The organism is Curtobacterium sp. NPDC087082, from assembly GCF_044745045.1.
Taxonomy (GTDB): Bacteria; Actinomycetota; Actinomycetes; order Actinomycetales; family Microbacteriaceae; genus Curtobacterium.
In genome coordinates this window covers 407,585-424,325 of sequence record NZ_JBIUZN010000002.1, presented here as the reverse complement: position 1 = coordinate 424,325, position 16,741 = coordinate 407,585, and the positions used below count along the sequence as shown (strand labels likewise).

The 16,741-nt window shown below is 73.0% G+C and carries 16 protein-coding genes and 1 pseudogene; 13 read left to right on the top strand and 4 right to left on the bottom strand.

What is annotated here, in order from left to right; all coding sequences use genetic code 11:
- Window positions 1-6: 6 nt before the first annotated feature.
- The 12 genes and pseudogenes from ACIPEP_RS07350 (at window position 7) to ACIPEP_RS07295 (ending at window position 12,571) form a co-directional block, all read left to right on the top strand.
- Window positions 7-1,332, top strand: a complete 1,326-nt coding sequence (locus tag ACIPEP_RS07350) for a sugar ABC transporter substrate-binding protein (protein WP_092385414.1) — start codon at window positions 7-9, stop codon at window positions 1,330-1,332.
- A gap of 10 nt (window positions 1,333-1,342) precedes the next feature.
- Window positions 1,343-2,332, top strand: coding sequence for a carbohydrate ABC transporter permease (locus tag ACIPEP_RS07345; RefSeq protein ID WP_402716881.1), 990 nt, complete (start codon window positions 1,343-1,345; stop codon window positions 2,330-2,332).
- Window positions 2,329-3,189, top strand: a complete 861-nt coding sequence (locus ACIPEP_RS07340) for a carbohydrate ABC transporter permease (protein ID WP_071295636.1) — start codon at window positions 2,329-2,331, stop codon at window positions 3,187-3,189. Before ACIPEP_RS07345 ends, ACIPEP_RS07340 begins: the two co-directional genes overlap by 4 nt.
- Complete coding sequence (locus tag ACIPEP_RS07335; RefSeq protein ID WP_402716880.1) at window positions 3,186-4,067, top strand: hypothetical protein; 882 nt, start codon at window positions 3,186-3,188, stop codon at window positions 4,065-4,067. Before ACIPEP_RS07340 ends, ACIPEP_RS07335 begins: the two co-directional genes overlap by 4 nt.
- Complete coding sequence (locus ACIPEP_RS07330; protein ID WP_402716879.1) at window positions 4,064-4,306, top strand: hypothetical protein; 243 nt, start codon at window positions 4,064-4,066, stop codon at window positions 4,304-4,306. Before ACIPEP_RS07335 ends, ACIPEP_RS07330 begins: the two co-directional genes overlap by 4 nt.
- 91 nt (window positions 4,307-4,397) lie before the next feature.
- Window positions 4,398-4,547, top strand: a pseudogene (locus ACIPEP_RS07325) (YegP family protein); the annotation flags it as partial.
- A gap of 55 nt (window positions 4,548-4,602) precedes the next feature.
- Complete coding sequence (locus ACIPEP_RS07320) at window positions 4,603-6,288, top strand: bifunctional 3'-5' exonuclease/DNA polymerase (RefSeq protein WP_402716878.1); 1,686 nt, start codon at window positions 4,603-4,605, stop codon at window positions 6,286-6,288.
- Between the two features lie 113 nt (window positions 6,289-6,401).
- Window positions 6,402-7,208 (top strand): phosphatase PAP2 family protein, encoded by an 807-nt coding sequence (locus ACIPEP_RS07315; RefSeq protein WP_070417601.1) that lies wholly within the window; start codon window positions 6,402-6,404, stop codon window positions 7,206-7,208.
- A gap of 10 nt (window positions 7,209-7,218) precedes the next feature.
- Entirely contained in the window at window positions 7,219-8,844 is a 1,626-nt protein-coding gene (locus ACIPEP_RS07310; protein WP_402716877.1) for a protein kinase, read from the top strand.
- Window positions 8,845-8,891: 47 nt separating this feature from the next.
- Entirely contained in the window at window positions 8,892-12,056 is a 3,165-nt protein-coding gene (locus ACIPEP_RS07305; RefSeq protein WP_402716876.1) for a GH92 family glycosyl hydrolase, read from the top strand.
- 34 nt (window positions 12,057-12,090) lie between these two features.
- On the top strand, window positions 12,091-12,321 hold the full coding sequence (locus ACIPEP_RS07300) for a hypothetical protein (RefSeq protein WP_402716875.1): 231 nt from the start codon (window positions 12,091-12,093) through the stop codon (window positions 12,319-12,321).
- Between the two features lie 46 nt (window positions 12,322-12,367).
- Window positions 12,368-12,571, top strand: a complete 204-nt coding sequence (locus tag ACIPEP_RS07295) for a hypothetical protein (RefSeq protein ID WP_139201893.1) — start codon at window positions 12,368-12,370, stop codon at window positions 12,569-12,571.
- A gap of 322 nt (window positions 12,572-12,893) precedes the next feature.
- Here ACIPEP_RS07295 and ACIPEP_RS07290 read toward each other — a convergent pair whose 3' ends face one another.
- The 4 genes from ACIPEP_RS07290 to ACIPEP_RS07275 all read right to left on the bottom strand — a co-directional run bounded on the left by ACIPEP_RS07290 (window position 12,894) and on the right by ACIPEP_RS07275 (window position 15,889).
- Window positions 12,894-13,415, bottom strand: coding sequence for a GNAT family N-acetyltransferase (locus ACIPEP_RS07290; protein ID WP_402716874.1), 522 nt, complete (start codon window positions 13,413-13,415; stop codon window positions 12,894-12,896).
- A gap of 23 nt (window positions 13,416-13,438) precedes the next feature.
- Entirely contained in the window at window positions 13,439-14,377 is a 939-nt protein-coding gene (locus tag ACIPEP_RS07285; protein WP_402716873.1) for an aldo/keto reductase family oxidoreductase, read from the bottom strand.
- A 126-nt stretch (window positions 14,378-14,503) separates the two neighbouring features.
- Window positions 14,504-15,115: a hypothetical protein gene (locus tag ACIPEP_RS07280; RefSeq protein WP_402716872.1), complete on the bottom strand. Its 612-nt coding sequence runs from the start codon at window positions 15,113-15,115 to the stop codon at window positions 14,504-14,506.
- An 18-nt stretch (window positions 15,116-15,133) separates the two neighbouring features.
- On the bottom strand, window positions 15,134-15,889 hold the full coding sequence (locus ACIPEP_RS07275) for an SDR family NAD(P)-dependent oxidoreductase (RefSeq protein WP_402716871.1): 756 nt from the start codon (window positions 15,887-15,889) through the stop codon (window positions 15,134-15,136).
- Window positions 15,890-15,924: 35 nt separating this feature from the next.
- On the opposite strand from ACIPEP_RS07275, the gene ACIPEP_RS07270 reads away from it, so the two are divergent.
- Window positions 15,925-16,734 (top strand): putative RNA methyltransferase, encoded by an 810-nt coding sequence (locus tag ACIPEP_RS07270; protein ID WP_402716870.1) that lies wholly within the window; start codon window positions 15,925-15,927, stop codon window positions 16,732-16,734.
- The last annotated feature ends 7 nt before the right edge of the window (window positions 16,735-16,741 follow it).

Here is a 16,741-nt window from a genome sequence, read left to right as displayed (position 1 = left end):
CACCCGATGCACGCACCCACCTCTGCCAAGGGCCGCGGCCGTCGCCGTGCGCTCCTCGGCGCCGTCGCCGCGATCGGCGCAGCCGTGCTCCTCGCCGGCTGCAGCACGTCCTCCGGCGCCTCCAGCGCCGGCGGCGACTACGAGAAGGCCGCCAAGGACACCAAGGCGACCCTGACGTACGCCGTCTGGGACGAGAACCAGGTCAAGGCGATCAAGGCGAACCTCGAAGGCTTCAACGAGGAGTACCCGGACATCAAGGTCAACGTGGACGTGACCCCGTTCGCCAGCTACTGGACGAAGCTGCAGACGCAGGGCTCGAGCAACACCCTGCCCGACGTGTTCTGGATGAACGGCCCGAACTTCCAGCTCTACGCGGCGAACGGCAAGCTCGCGCCGATCACCGGTGAGGTCGAGGCCGGCGCGATCGACCCCGCGAAGTACTCGTCCGCCCTCAACGACCTGTACACGTACGACAAGACCCAGTACGGCGTCCCCAAGGACTTCGACACCATCGGCGTCTGGATGAACAAGGCGCTCTTCGAGAAGGCCGGGGTCGCCATGCCCTCGAAGGACTGGACCTGGGACGACTTCCAGAAGACCGGAGCCGAGCTCTCCGAGAAGCTCACGGCCGACGGCGCGTACGGCGCGGCCGGCGGCATGGACGGACAGACCACCTACTACGACACGATCTTCCAGGCCGGTGGGAACGTGATCGACGCGGACGGCACGAAGTCCGAGTACGACACCGCCGCCGCCGAGGCCGGGCTGCAGTTCTGGACCGACCTCATCGCGTCCGGGGCGTCGCCCTCGATCAAGCAGCTGACCGACACCACCGCCGACCAGTGGTTCACCTCGGGCAAGCTCGCCATGTACCAGGGCGGCAGCTGGTTCCGCTCCGCGTTGACCGGCACCGACCTCGAGAAGGACGTCGTCGTGTACCCGCTCCCCAAGGGCAAGGAGCAGGCGACGGTCATCCACGGTGTCTCCAACGTCGTTTCCGCGAACACGAAGAACAAGGCCGCTGCACAGGCGCTCCAGGTCTACCTCGCGAGCAAGCAGGCCCAGCAGCAACAGGGCGACATGGGTGCGGTGATCCCGGCGTACGAGGGCACGCAGAGCGCCTTCACGAAGACGATGCCGGACGCCGACCTGCAGGTCTTCCTCGACGCGGTGGACTACGCCAAGCCGCTCCCGGTCTCGAAGAACACGGCGGCGTGGAACACCCTCGAGACGAACCTGCTGCCGAGTGCCTTCGACGGATCGACCCCGGTCGACGACGTGGCGAAGCAGCTCGCGCAGAAGATGGACGCCGCCCTCACCAAGGAACAGTGAGCCCCACACCGTGACGATCCACACCGAGCGACACCCGACCTCGGACGCCCCGGCCCGGGCGCAGCGCGCGTCCGGGCCCGGGGCCCCGGGCTCCCGGCGTCCGTCCGCCGGCACGACCAGACCTCGGGCGCACCGGACCGACGGGTTCTGGCCGTGGCTGTTCGTCCTCCCGTTGCTCGTCGGCGTCGGGACGTTCTACATCTGGCCGATCATCCAGACGTTCTGGTACTCCTTCACCACCTGGGGTGTGTTCGGCGGCGCCACCTTCTCCGGCATCGCGAACTACGTCCGGCTGGTCTCCGATCCGCAGCTCTACCAGTCGCTGCTCAACACGGTGATCTACACCGTGATCGTCCTGCTCGGCATCCCCGTGGCGGTCTGGCTCGCCAGTCTGCTCAACACCCCGGGCCTGCGGTTCGCGCAGTTCTACCGTGTGCTCTTCTTCCTGCCCTACGTCGCCATGCCCGCCGCGATCGCACTCGTCTGGCGGATCATGTTCAACGGCGACTACGGCATCGTGAACTGGTTCATCGGGCTGTTCGGGATCGATGGGCCGTACTGGATCTCGACGCCCGGCTTCGCACTCGTCGCGGTGAGCCTCGTCGGGCTGTGGTCCTCGCTCGGGTTCTCGATGATCATCCTCGGCGCCGGCCTCAAGGACATCCCGCCCGAGCTGTACGAGGCAGCCGAGCTCGACGGCGCCTCTCGCTGGCGGCAGTTCCGGTCGGTGACGGTGCCGCTCCTCAGCCCGAGCATCTTCTTCGTGGTGATCGTCACGACCATCTCGAGCTTCCAGCTGTTCGACCTGCTCTACGCGATCCTCGGCAGCACCAACCCGGTGATCCCGAAGACGATGTCCCTCGTCTTCTACTTCTACAGCGCCGGTTTCATCGACAACGACAAGGGCTTCGCGGCGGCGATCGCGATGGTGATCTTCGTCCTCATCGGCATCGTCACGCTCGTGCAGTTCCGGTTCCAGCGGAAGTGGGTCCAGGCATGACCGCCACCGTCACACCGACCAGGACCGGCCGCCGGCCGGGGCGCCGCGGCGGCAGCCACTGGTGGATCCACGTCGTCCTCGGCGTCGGCGGGTTCGTCATGGCGTTCCCGTTCCTCTGGCAGATCATCATGTCCCTGTCGACGAACGCGCAGGTGCAGTCCGTCACACCGACGTTCTGGCCGGGGGAGCTGCAGTGGCAGAACTACGCGCAGGTGTTCGAACGCCTGCCGTTCCTGAGCCAGCTCGGGACGTCGGTGATGGTCACGATCATCCGGACGCTCGCGCAGATCGTGCTCTGCACCCTCGCCGGCTACGCGTTCGCCCGCATGCGGTTCCGCGGCCGGGCGATCCTGCTCGCGATCGTCCTGTCGATCCTGCTCGTCCCGTCGCAGGTGTACCTGATCTCCCAGTACCAGATCGTGCAGGGGCTCGGATGGTTGGACACCCTGATGGGCATCGTCGCACCGGGGCTGTTCAGTGCCTTCGGGACGTTCCTGATGCGGACCGCGTTCCTGAACCTCCCCCCGGAGCTCGAGGAAGCCGCTCGGATGGACGGCGCGAACCCGTTCCAGACCTTCTGGCGCATCATGCTGCCGTTGGCCCGCCCGTCGATCAGCGTGCTGGCGATCACCACGGTCCTCTGGTCGTGGAACGAGCTGCTCTGGCCGCTCGTCGTATCGACCCGTGCCGAGGACATGCCGCTCGCCGCAGGCCTCGCGACCCTCTCCAGCGACCGCACGATCGACTACCCCGTGCTCATGGCCGCGAGCCTCATGGCCATGGCACCGGTGCTGATCATGTTCGTCGTGCTGCAACGCCGCGTGATCGACGGCCTGGCCGCGTCCGGACTGAAGTGACGCCCGACCACGACCGGCCCGACCACGACCGGCCCGACCACGACCGGATCGTGCACGACGGGACCGAGCTCCTCGCCGCGGCGATCGGGACCGTCCCCGACCCGGGAGAGCTGGCCGCCGCACTCGAGTCGACCGTCCGCGGTCTGCCCGACAGCGCGATCGTCGACGTCCTCCGCGCCGTCCGACCCCGGACGGCGGCCTGGTTCCGTGCCCACGGCGCCTCGGCCGACCAAGCGGCCGACAGCATCGCGGACGTCGACCGCAAGCTCGCGCGGTACGGCCTCCGGGGAACCGGTCTGGACTGGTTCTGCGCGGTCCTCACCGCCCGCGTGGTGACGGTGGGGCGCCTCCAGTTCGAGATCGGCGACACGGCGGCCGACGGCTCCGCGGCCTGGGGCGTCCACGTCCCCGAGACGGGTCCCCTCGACGCCCCCGCGTGCGACCGATCGTTCGACGAAGCGCCTGCGCTCCTCCGTGCCGTGGCACCGGCGCACGTGGCCGGCTGGTGGCAGTGCCGCTCGTGGATCCTCGACCCCGGGCTCGCCGACGTGCTCGGCCCGGACGCGAACCTCGTACGGTTCGCCCGCCGCTTCGAACTGGGACCGACCTCGTCCGCTGACGCCGCCGAAGGGGACGGCGGTGTCGCGAAGTTCGTCCTCGGCACGACGCTGCCCGACGCCCGCTCGGCGGTGTCACGCGGGTCGATCCCTTCCGGCCGCCTCGCCGCCGGGGTCGCAGCCCGGTGGCGGTCGGACGAGCACTGGACGGCCCGCACCGGGACGATCCGGGTCGCCGACCCGGGGCGACCGCCCGGAGCGCGATCGTCCGGAGCCGCCCGACACGGTGCCAGCACCCCGGGCGTACCGTCCCTCCCATGACGAAGCCCGACCGCGACCACCTCGACGACGGTGTCGACATGTCCTTCGAAGAACGCCGCCAGGACACCTTCCGACGCATGTCCGGCTCCGACGAGCACGACGCCGACCCACGGGTCGAGGTGTCCCGCGCCGAGGACGGCGACGTCCGCATCGACGTCTCCGACAGCGCCGCGGTCCGCCCCGGCGGCGGGACCTCGCAGCGACCCCGCGGTGACGGGGACGCGAACACCGCGGCTTGAGGCTTCCGCGATCCGGTCCCGGCCAGTAGCGTGCGGAGCAGACCGCGTTCCGCGGACAACGGGCACCATCGGATCGACGCGAGGAGTCGACATGGCCGGCAAGTTCGAGATCTGGACCGACGCCAAGGGGGAGTACCGCTTCCACCTCAAGGCGGGCAACGGCGAGGTCATCGCCACGTCCGAGGGGTACGCCTCGAAGGCGGGTGCGAAGAACGGCATCGCCTCCGTGCAGCAGAACGCGCCCGGCGCGGAGGTCGTCGAGCTCGACTGACGGTGGCGCACGGCATGATCGTTCCGTGCACCTCGTCCTCCGCCGCGTCGACGGCGGCGTCCTCGCGACGCCCCTGACCGACGCGGGGACCGCAGACGGCGAGCCGATCCGGGTGGACGAGCCGCGCCTCCCGGCGTTCGTCGCGTCCCGGGACGCGCCCGACGTGCGCTGGGTGTGGGACGACACCGCGCGCTGGTACCCGGCCGTGCTCGCGGCCGGCGGCCGGGTCGGGCGCTGCATCGACCTGCGCCTGTGCCGCCGCATCCTGCGATCGGCCCTCGCGGCACGGGCCACCGCGCTCGCCGCCGCGCCCGTCGACGCGTGGGACGCCGCCGTCCAGGAGGCGCGGGTCACCCGCCCGACGCACGCCCGCCTCTTCGACGACGCGCTCTTCGACGTGTCGCCTCCCGACGACGAGCTGGACCCGGTGGCAGAGCTGCGGGCGCAGCTCGACGCGGTCGCGTCGTCGACCGCGCCGGGTGCGCTGCGGCTCCTGGTGACGGCGGAGTCCGCCGGCGCGCTCGTGGCGGCGGAGATGCTCCACGCCGGGCTGCCCTGGCGCGCCGACGTGCACGAACGACTGCTCGAGGACGCGCTCGGACCGCGGGTGCCGTACGGCGTGCGCCCTCGGCGGCTCGAGGAGATCGCTGCCGTCGTGCGCGAGCGGCTCGGTGACCCGTCGCTCAACCCGGACTCGCCCGCCGACGTCCTGAAGTCCCTGCGCCGGGCCGGCCTCATGGTCACGAGCACGCGGAAGTGGGAGCTGCAGGAGATCGAGCACCCGGTCATCGAACCGCTGCTCGAGTACAAGCGGCTCGCGCGGTTGCTGACCGCGAACGGCTGGACCTGGCTCGACGAGTGGGTGCACGACGGTCGGTTCCACCCGAAGTACCTGGTCGGCGGGGTCGTCACCGGGCGATGGGCGGCCGACGGCGGGGGAGCGATGCAGCTGCCGAAGGGCATCCGCGCCGCCGTGGTCGCGGACGACGGGTGGAAGCTCGTGGTGGCCGACGCGGCGCAGCTGGAGCCCCGGGTGCTCGCGGCGATGGCGGGCGACCGGGCGATGGCGGCGGCCGGCGACGGGCGCGACCTGTACGACGGCGTCGTGGCCTCCGGCGCGGTCGAGACCCGGCAGCAGGCCAAGGGCGCGATGCTCGGCGCGATGTACGGGGCGACCCAGGGCGAGGGCGGGCGGCTCGTCCCGCGGCTCGAGCGGGCGTTCCCTGCTGCCCTCGGACTCGTCAGCCGGGCAGCCCGGGCGGGGGAGCGGGGCGAACCCGTGACGACCTTGCTCGGCCGGACGTCACCGGTGCCGGACGCCTCCTGGTTCGCGGCGCGGAACCAGGCCTACACGGTCGAGGGGACGCCGGCGATGCAGCGGGCGGTGGAGTCGCGGGCACGGAGCTGGGGGCGGTTCACCCGGAACTTCATCGTGCAGGGCACCGCTGCCGAGTGGGCGCTCGCGTGGATGGGCTCGTTGCGCTCGCGGCTCGCCGAGCGCTTCCGGGGGCCGGTGACGGACGGCCCGCACCTGGTGTTCTTCGTGCACGACGAGATCGTGGTGCACACCCCGGCCGAGCACGCCGAGTGGGTGGCCGAGCAGATCCGGGCCGCCGCTGCCGATGCCGGGCGGCTGCTGTTCCGCGACTTCCCGGTGGTGTTCCCGCTCTCGGTGGCGGTCGTCGACGACTACGGCGCCGCGAAGGACTGACGCCGCGCACCTGCGCGCCCGGTGCCCGGCGCACCTGCGCGCCCGGTGCCCGGCGCACCGGCGGCGCCCGGGCGCACCGCACCCGCACACCGGGACTCGGGCAGGGTGGGTCGATGCAGACCGATCACCCCGAGGCCCCCGACCAACGCGTCGGCGACGTCGACCTCACGACGTGGCGCACCCGCGCCGGCCGGGCGTCCGCGGACGGCTGGGCAGCGCTCGGCCACCGATGGGGCGCGCTCCCGCTGCTCGTGGTCACCCTCGCGATCGGCATCGGGGTCGCCGTGACCGCGACCTGGGCGGCCTCCGAGGTCTACGACGCCGTGCGCGAGGCCGACGACGTCGCCGTGCTCGACCGCCCCGTGCTCGACTGGATGCTCACGCTCCGGTCGCCGACGGCCGACACCCTCGTGACCTGGTGGACGGACGTCGCCGGCACCATCGGGATGCCGATCGTCGCCCTGGGGTTCCTCGTCGGGTTCACGATCCAGCGTCGTGCCTGGACGCCCCTCGTGCTGCTCGTCGCTGCCGCGGGCGGGTCCCTGCTCATGACGGTCGCGGGCAAGGACCTCATCGGCCGTGCCCGCCCGCCGCTGCGCGATGCCGTCCCGCCGTACGAGCACTCGCCGTCGTTCCCGTCCGGGCACACGCTCAACGCGACCGTCATCGTCGGGACGATCGTGTACCTGCTGCTCCTCCGGCAGTCGAAGCTCGTGACCCGGGTGCTGACGATCGTCGCCGGCACCTTCTTCGTCGTGTCGGTCGGCATCTCGCGGGTGTTCCTCGGCCACCACTGGCTGACCGACGTCCTGGCGGCGTGGGCGCTCGGGCTCGCCTGGCTGGCGCTGGTGATCACCGCGCACCGCCTCTACCTCACGGCGCTCCGCCGCGGTGCGCGACCCGTCAGGTCGTCCCGGTAGGTTGCCCCGCATGGAAGAACGGGTCTTCGGCGGTCGGTACCGCGTCACGGGAACGCTCGGGCACGGTGGCATGGCCTCCGTCTACCGGGCGGTCGACGAGCAGCTCGGGCGTGAGGTGGCGGTCAAGGTCTTCCGCATCGGAGCGGTCGACCACGGCGAACGCGCCCGTGCCGAGGCGGAGATCCAGACCCTCGCGGCGCTCCGCAGCCCGGCACTCGTGACCCTGTACGACGCCGCGCTCGACGACGTCGACGGCGACTCGTACCTCGTGATGGAACTCGTCCCGGGCAGCGACCTCGCGACGCGACTGCGCGAGGGGCCGCTCGACCGTGCCACCGCCGCCGGTGTCGGGGCGCAAGTCGCGGACGGCCTCGCGGCGGCGCACGCGCAGGGCATCGTCCACCGCGACGTGAAGCCGGCGAACGTGCTGCTCGAGAGCGACGGCGTCCACGTCAAGCTCGCCGACTTCGGCATCGCCCTGCTGCGGGACGGCGCCCGGGCCACCCAGACCGGCACGGTGATGGGCACGGCGGCGTACATCGCACCGGAGCAGGTCCTGGCGCAGCCGATCACCGGCAAGGCCGACGTGTACGCGCTCGGCCTCATGCTCCTCGAGGCGCTCACCGGCAAGCAGCCGTTCCCGGGCAGCGCGGTCGAGTCCGCGACCGCTCGCCTCACCCGCGGTCCGGAGATCGACCCGCACCTGCCCACTGCCTGGCGCACGCTCCTGCACGTCACGACCGCGCAGGACCCGGCGGACCGGCCCTCGGCGGCCGAGGCCGCACAGCGACTCCGTGCGCTCGGCCACGACGACGCCGCTCCGGCCACGCAGCTCCTCCCCGGCGGTCCCGGCACGGTCACGCCGGCCGTGGCGGGTGCGGCGGCCGGTGCCGCGGCGGCGGGCGCTGCGGGTGCCGCCCGTGCGGACGAGGCGACGCAGGCGATGCCGGCGAGTCGCGCCTCCGGGGCCGACGACGCCACGCGAGCCATGCCGACCGCGCAGCCCGGCGGCACCGACGACGCGACGCGTGTCCTGGACGCGCAGCGGCCGAACGCCTCCGACGACGTCGCGACCACGGTGCTCGGCGCGCAGGGGGGCCGCAGTGCGGACGGCGCGACCGGCGCGGTCGGCCGTGCCGGAGGCCCCCGTGGCCCGGTCGCGGCCCCCCCGGCCCCGGCTCCGGACGACCGACCTCGGCGCCGACGCGGGCCGATCATCGCCGCCGTGGTGATCGGTGTGCTCGTGCTCGCCGGCATCGTCGTCGCCGTGTTCGCCCTGAACGGGGACGACGGGTCGACGCCGGTGCCGACCGAGTCGAGCTCGCCCTCGACCGACGACCAGCAGCCGAGTGAGCCGGCGGAGCAGCCGTCCGAGCCGGCTGAGCAGCCCTCCGAACCGGCCGAGCAGCCGTCCGAGCCCGCACAGCAGCCGTCCGAACCGGCCGAGCAGCCGTCCGAGCCGGCACAGCCGAGCGATCCGGCGGACGACCCCTCGGTGGGGCCGCAGCCGTCGAGCCCGGCGTCCAACCCCGTGCAGGCCCCGCAGGACGGCGCCGACCCGGCCGTCGACACGAGCGGTCCAGGCAGCTCCGGTCCCGGGAACTCGGCGAACGCACCGGGGCACAACCGGGGCTGACACGCCGAGGGTTTTCCTCCAGACGGTGGACCAAATACGCTGGGCCGGTGCGAGAACTGCAACGGAGCGGTGGCCCGACGACGGCCGTCGCCGCGCGGAACGGTGTCGGCTTCGGTTCGGCGGAGGGCTGGCTGGTCGAACGACCCGCGGGGGAGCACGTCGCCGCCGCGGTCGTCCCAGAGTTCGCCGGTCGGACGATCGAGTCGGGTGACGAACTCTCGTGGGTGTGGTTCCCGGAGCGCGTGCTGCCGGACGGTGCGACGGAACCCACCGAGGACGACCTGCCGCACTTCTGGGACGCGACGGCGTTCGCGCTCGACCTGGTCTGCACCGACGGCACGCGGCTGAGCGACGCGGCGCGCGACCAGTACGGCGACACGCTCACGCCGGAGGCGCAGGACGCCGCGCGCAAGCAGTGGGTCGACCAGTGGAACCGTCGGGCGGTGGACCTCACGCCGCTCGCGGGCCGGGTCGTCGACCGCCTGGAGGCGCGGCTCGGCTCCGCCCCGCACCCCACGACCGCAGACGGGTCGCGCCCGCACCTCCGCGGCTGGCTCGACGCCGTCCGCATCGGTCCCGCGCGCCCCGTCCCGCGCACCCCGCTCGACCACGTCCGCACGACCCGCGGCACGCAGGCGTCATCCCGGTTCTCCCGCGGCAACAACGCCCCGCTGGTCGGCATCCCGCACGGCGGGGTCTTCGGCCTGCCCATGACGGACGCCTCGAGCAACCGCTGGCCGTACGCCTACCAGGAGCACGACCGCACCGACGCGACCGGCCGGGTCCGCCCGGCGATCCAGGCCTTCGCGACGAGCCACATCCCGTCACCGTGGATGGGGGACCGGGGCGTCTTCCAGGTCATGCCCTCCCCGCTCGACACCCCCGATCCCGACCGGGCCGCCCGCGCCCTCGGCTTCGACCACGACGATGAGCAGGACGGTCCGCACCGCTACCGGGTCGACCTCGACGAGGGCGTCACGGCCGAGATGACCGCGGGGGAGTTCGCCCTCGGCTTCCGGTTCACCGGCACCCGGAGCATCGTGCTCGACCACCACGGCCGGGTCTCGGACGTCTCGGTGACGGTCACGGACGGCACCGCCGTGGTCGAGGCCCTGCTCGACGACCGTCCGGGCACCCCGCCCCACTTCGTGCACGTCCGGGTCCCCGGAGTGACGGCCGACCACACCACCGTCGGCGAGCAGCAGCTCCGCGGCTGGTTGTCGCTGTCCGACCAGGCCGAGGGCACCGACGTGCTGCTCGGGATCTCCACGGTCTCGTTCGAGGACGCCCGCGCGAACCTCGACGCCGCCGGCCCGTTCGACACCATGCGCGCCCGTGCCGAGCGGCTCTGGACGGACGAGCTCGCCACGCTCTCCGTCGAGGGTGCGACCCCCGACCAGCTGACGAGCCTGTACTCGGGGCTCTACCGCCTGTTCCTCTACCCGAACCGTGCCGGCGAGACCGCGCGCGACGGGGTCCCCCGGCACCGCTCCCCGTACGGCTCCGTGCAGGCCGAGCCGATCCGCGACGAGCCCGGACCCGAGGTCGTCGACGGGCCGTTCACCACCACGAACGGCTTCTGGGACACCTACCGGACCGCCTGGCCGCTGCTCGCCCTGCTCACCCCGGAGACGGCGGGCGACCTCGCGCAGGGCTTCGTCGAGCACCACCACGACGGCGGGTGGACGCCCCGGTGGAGTGCCCCCGGCGCCGAGGACTGCATGACCGGCACCACGAGCGACACCGTCTTCGCGGACCTCGCGGTGAAGGGCGTCACCGGGTTCGACCTCGCGCAGGCGTACCGCAGCGCACTGCGGAACGCGACCGTCCCGCCGCGCGACGAGCGTGTCGGACGCAAGGGGAGCCTCCCGGGTGCCTTCCGCGGCCACGTCGACACCGCGACCCACGAGGGGATGAGCTGGACCCTCGACGCAGCCATCAACGACTGGGGCCTCGCCGTCATGGCGGGCCTGCTCGCCTCGCGCGCCCGGACACCCGCCGACCTCGCCCGCTACGAGGCCGAGTCGGAGTGGTTCGCCCGTCGCTCCCTGCAGTACCGGAACGTGTTCGACTCCGAACGGGGCTTCTTCATCGGGCGCGACCCCGACGGGTCGTGGCGGGTCGGCACCGAGTTCGACCCGCGGGACTGGGGCGACGACTACACCGAGACGAACGCGTGGGGGACCGCCTTCACCGCTCCGCACGACGGCGCCGGCGTCGTCGACCTGCACGGCGGCCCGTCCCGCTTCGACGCCGCGCTCGACGCGTTCTTCACCACCCCGGAGACCGGCGCGACCGTCCGCTCCGGCTCGTACGGCTTCCCGATCCACGAGATGACCGAGGCCCGCGACGTGCGGATGGGGATGCTCGGGCTCTCCAACCAGCCCGCGCACCACATCCCGTTCTTCCCGATGTTCACCGGGCGGCACGACGAGGCGCACCGCATCGTCCGCGAGGCGCTGCACCGGCTCTTCGTCGGGTCCGACCTCGGGCAGGGCTACCCCGGCGACGAGGACAACGGCGAGATGAGCGCCTGGTACGTCTTCGCGACGATCGGCCTCTACCCGCTGGCGCCGTCCACGGGCACCTACGTCCTCGTGCCGCCGTCGGTCCGCAGGACGGTGCTGCAGCAGCCGGGAGGCGCGCCCACCGTCATCGAGGTCGCCGACGGCTCCGAGGGCGCGTACGTCGCGTCGGTGACGGTCGACGGCTCACCCTGGACGTCGGTGAGCATCCCCCACTCGGTGGTGGTGTCGGCGTCGCGGATCGTGTTCACGCTGTCGCCCGAGCCGCAGGGCTGGGCATCGGACACCCGCCCGGTGTCCGCGTCCGACGTGCACGGGTACCGGGACACCCCCGTCGACCTGCTGCCGGTCGGCCTGTCGTCCGCCGACCTCCCGTCGCCCGCCTCCTCGCTCGTCGACGACACCGGGCGGACGGTCACGGTGCTCGCCGCGGGGACCTCGGTGTCGTTCGACGTCCCCGACGTCCCGACCTCGCTCTACACGGTCACCGCGGCGGAACCCGGGGTCCACTCGTGGGAGGCCGCGCTCGGGGACACCCGTGTCGCCGTGCAGGACGCCGTGTTCGACTGGGCCGGGCAGACCCGGGTGTTCCGGTTGCAGGGCTCCGGGACGGCCTTCACGTTCACGGCCGTCTCCGACCTGCCGCTCACCCAGCTCGAGCTGATCGCGGCGGACGGACAGCGTTGACCCGCCGTTCACCGGGAGGGGGCATGCTCGGCCCATGTCGATGAGCACACCCTTCGATCCCGAACAGGACGGCCGCTCGATCCCTGTGGACGGCTCCGACGAGGACGAGCTGCAGATCGAGGAGGACCGCGGCGCCGACGTCGGCGAGCACTCCGCCGACCCGAGCGTCTCGCCGGTCCGTCACGACGACGAGGACGAGGCCGGCGGCGGTCCGGTGTTCCGGCGACCGCAGGCCGGCGACCGCCTGCACCCGGACGATCTCTGACGCGCTTCCAGGGCGATTGCCAAGCGGACCGGGCATGCTCGGGCGCATGTCGATCGCGAACTCGTGGGACCCGTCCGGTGGCCGTGCCATCCCCGAGGACCAGGTGAAGGAAGACGGCCTCGAGCTCGACGAGGAGTCGGCCGCCGAGCTCGGCATCACGTTCGACGTCGTCGGCGGAGCGTCGGCCGACCCCGCGGGGGTGTCGCCCGTGGACGTGGCGGTCCCGAGCGCCCCCACCCGCGCCGACTGACCCGCGCGCTGCCCGCGCGGCGCTGCTGCTGCCCGCGCGCCGCGCCCCGCGCGGCTGCCCGCCCCGCGCGCTGCTGCCCGCCCCGCGCGCTGCTGCCCGCGCCGCGCGCTGCCGCCCGCGCGGCAGCGCTCGTGCTGCGCACAACCAAACGCACCACGAACCGCGCGGAACCGCGGTTCGTCGCGCGTTCGGTTGTGCGACGGCAAGCGACGCCGCGGCCGCGGGCCGCGGCCGCGGCCGCGAGCCGCGGCCGCGGCCGCGGGCCGCGGGCCGCGGGCCGCGGGCCGCGGCCGCGGGCCGCGACCGCGGGCCCCGCGCCGCGTCAGCGCCCGGCGGGCACGCGGTACTTGAACCCGACGTGCGAGCCCGTGAACCCCAGCCGCTCGTAGAACCGGTGCGCGTCCGTCCGGTCCGCGTCCGAGGTCAACTGCACGAGCGGCGTCCCGAGTTCCCGGGCGGCGACGTCGACCACCCACCGCATCACCGCGCTGCCGATCCCGCCCGAGCGCACGGCACTGCTCACCCGGACGGCCTCGACGAGCAGCCGGGCGGATCCACGCCGGGCCATCCCGGGGATCCGCGTGAGCTGCAGTGTCCCGACGACGACGTCCCGCTCGTCCGTCACGACGAGGAGCGCGTTCGCCGGGTCCTCGACGATCGCCCGGAGCGCGGCGGCGTACAGCGGCTCGTCCTCCGGCGCGGCGACGTCCCCGCGTGCGGCACTGATCGGGTCGTCCGACAGCAGCGCCATCAGGGCGTCGAGGTCGTCGGGCGAGGCGTCCCGGACGGTGACCGGGCCGGAGCGGGCGACGAGGGTGACGGGCAGGGTGAGGTCGTGGAGCACGGGTCCCACCCTGCCCGATCCGCTCACGGGACGGTGTGCCCCGCTGCGGTGAACACGCGGTACCACTCCTCGCGCGAGAGCACGACGTCCGACCCGGCGGCCGAGTCCCGGACGCGCTGCGGGTTCGTCGTGCCGAGGACGACCTGGAAGTGCGCCGGGTGGCGGGTGATCCACGCCACGGCGATGCCCGTCGGGGTGACCCCGTGCGCGGCCGCGAGCTCCTCGAGCACGTCGTTCAGTTCGGCGTAGTGCTCGCGGTCGCCGAGGAAGACGCCGTCGAAGAAGCCCTTCTGGAACGGCGACCAGGCCTGCAGCGTGATGTCGTTGCTGCGCGAGTGGTTGAGGATGTCGTTGTCGCGGTCGATCGACTGGTCGAGGCCGCCCATGTTCGCCGTGACGCCCTGCGCGATGACGTTCGCGTGCGTGATGCTCAGCTGCACCTGGTTGAACGCGAGCGGCTGCTGCACCGAGCGGCGCAGCAGGTCGACCTGCCCCGGCGTGTGGTTCGAGACGCCGAAGTGGTGGACCTTGCCGGCGGCGTGCAGCTCGTCGAAGGCCTTCGCGACCTCTTCCGGCTCGACGAGGGCGTCGGGACGGTGCAGCAGCAGGACGTCGATGTGGTCGGTCTGCAGCGCCGTGAGGGACTCGTGCACGGACTCGATGATGTGCTCGTACGAGAAGTCGAAGTACGCGCCGTTCGGGGTCGGGCGGATGCCGACCTTGGTCTGCAGCACGATCTCGGCGCGCTCGGCGGGGGAGAGGGTGACGGCTGAGCCGAACCGCTCCTCGCAGCCGTGCCACCCGCCGTACACCGCGGCGTGGTCGAACATGGTCACGCCCGCGTCGCGCGAGGCGCGGTAAAGCGCGCGGATGTCCTCGTCGCTCATGTCGTTGATCCGCATCAGGCCGACGACGACGTCGGAGGCGGTGAGGTCCGTCTGTGGCAACTCCAGTGTCTTCACGCCCTCGATCCTGCCATCGGCGTGCCCGGGCAGGCAGGCCCTGTCCGTACCGGCATCGGCGCGAGCGACGGACGGGAGGCGCGGCTCGGCCCCGCCACGGGCGTCGCGGCCGTCAGGTGGTCCGGTTCAGGGCACCAGGACCGCGAGCACGCCGGTCCCGTCGGACCAGCTGCCGGTGAGCGTGCGACCAGCGGGCAGCTCCGCCCCGACGGCACGGGCGACGACGAGCGTCCCGTGGTCGGTCGCGACGGAGGTCAGGGCGCCGGAGGTCTGCGCGTCCACGGTCGTCACGGTGGGGGAGTCGGCGTCGGACCCGCTGCCCGATGCCGTCCCCTCGGCGTCCCACGCCCCGGATCCGTCGGCGCGCTCGAGGGTGGCCTCGTGCCCGCCCGTGGCGATCGCCCGGCGCAGGACGTCGGCGTACACCGGGTCACCCACGGCGTCGTAGACCCAGCGTCGTCCGAGCACGGAGTGGTCCATCTCGGTCACGAGGAAGGCCTCGGCGCCGTCGAGCGGTGCCCCGCGGTAGGTCAGCGGTGCCTGGAGCACCCGGCCGTCCGTGGTGCGCACGAGCACCGTCTCGACGCCGACCTCGCCCGCGGGGTCGTCGAACCGGAACTTCCCCGCGATCGCGAGGTCGTCGCCGGCGGACACCCCGCTCCAGGGCTGGTCCGGCAGCCAGGCGGCGAGCGCCTCGAGCTTCGACGGGCGGAGTTCTGCACGGTGGATGACGGCCATGCCCCGACCGTACCGGGGTCAGTGCACGGAGAACCCGCCGTCGATCGCGATCGACTGCCCCGTGACGTACGCCGAACCGGGGCCGGCGAGGAACACCGCGGCGGCAGCGAAGTCCGAGGCGAGCCCGTTCCGCCCGACCAGGGTCCGTGCCGCGAGGGCGGCGACGGTCGCGGGGTCGGCACCGAGCCGTTCGTTGAGCGGGGTCCGGACGAAACCGGGGACGAGGATGTTCGAGGTGACCCCGTGCCCAGACCAGGCCTCTGCCTGGGACCGGGCCAGCGCCTCCAGGCCCGCCTTCGAGACCCCGTACGCGCCGCTGGCGGCGAAGGGTCGGTGCGCCTGCTGGGAGCTGATGCCGATGATGCGACCGTACCCGCGGGCCGCCATGCCGGGCGCGAGCCGCTGCCCGAGCACGAACGGCGCGTCGAGGTTCACGGCCATCGTGGCGTCCCAGGTGTCCTCGTCGAGGTCGGCCATGGCCGGCCGCAGGTTGATCCCCGCGGAGTTGACGAGCACGTCGACATCGCCCGCAGTGTCGGCGAGGGCGTGGGCTCCGGCGCGCGTGGACAGGTCTGCGACGATGCCGTCGGCCGAGCCACCCGCCTGCCGGATCGCAGCGACGGTGGCGTCGATGGTCGCCGCGGTCCGGGCAGCGACGAGCACGTGTGCGCCGGCGTCCGCGAGGGCGGTGGCGATCGCTCGCCCGATGCCGGAACTGCCTCCCGTCACCAGGGCGGTGCGTCCGTCGAGGCCGAAGAGCTGCTGCAGCGACATCCGGCCAGGCTAGCGAGGCCCCGTACGCTGGGCCGGTGCGTGACGACCTGCTGCCGATGCTCGCCTGCCCCGTCTGCGCCGAGCCCGTCGGCCGTGTCGACGGTGGCCAGGTCGGCTGTGCGACCGGACACCGGTTCGACGAGGCCAAGCAGGGGCACCTCACGCTGCTGCCCGCGAAGCGTCGTGCGCTGACGGCGGACACCCCGGAGATGGTCGACGCCCGACTCCGATTCCTGGGGCGGGGGCACTACGCGCCGGTCGAACGGGCCGTGGCCCGGGCGGTCGCGTCGGTGGACGTGCCCGGTGTCGTCCTCGACGTCGGGTCCGGGCCGGGCACGTACCTCGCGCACGCGCTCGAGGCCGTCTCGCGGCTCGGGGTCGCGCTCGACCTGTCCGCGGTCGCGATCCGACGGGCCGCTCGCATCCACGAGCGTGCGGGGGCCGTCGTCGGGGACGTGACCGAGCGCCTCCCGGTCGTCGACGGCGCAGCCGCGGTCGTGCTGGACGTCTTCGCGCCACGCAACCAGACGGAGTACGCGCGGGTGCTGCACCCCGAGGGCCTCCTCGTGGTGGTGACCCCGCGCACCGGACACCTGGCGGAGCTGGCCGAGGCGACGATCACGGTGGACCCCGAGAAGGAACGGCGGCTGCACGACTCCCTCACGCCCGCGTTCGAGCAGCGGTCGGCCGAGGACCTCACGTGGACGATGGAGCTGTCCGCCGAGGACGTCCACGACGTGGTGCACATGGGGCCGAGCCACCACCACGTCGACCCGGGGCAGGTGTTCGCGCCGACGAGCGTCACCGCTGCCGTGACGGTCAGCACGTGGAGTCCCGCGCGCTGACCACCCG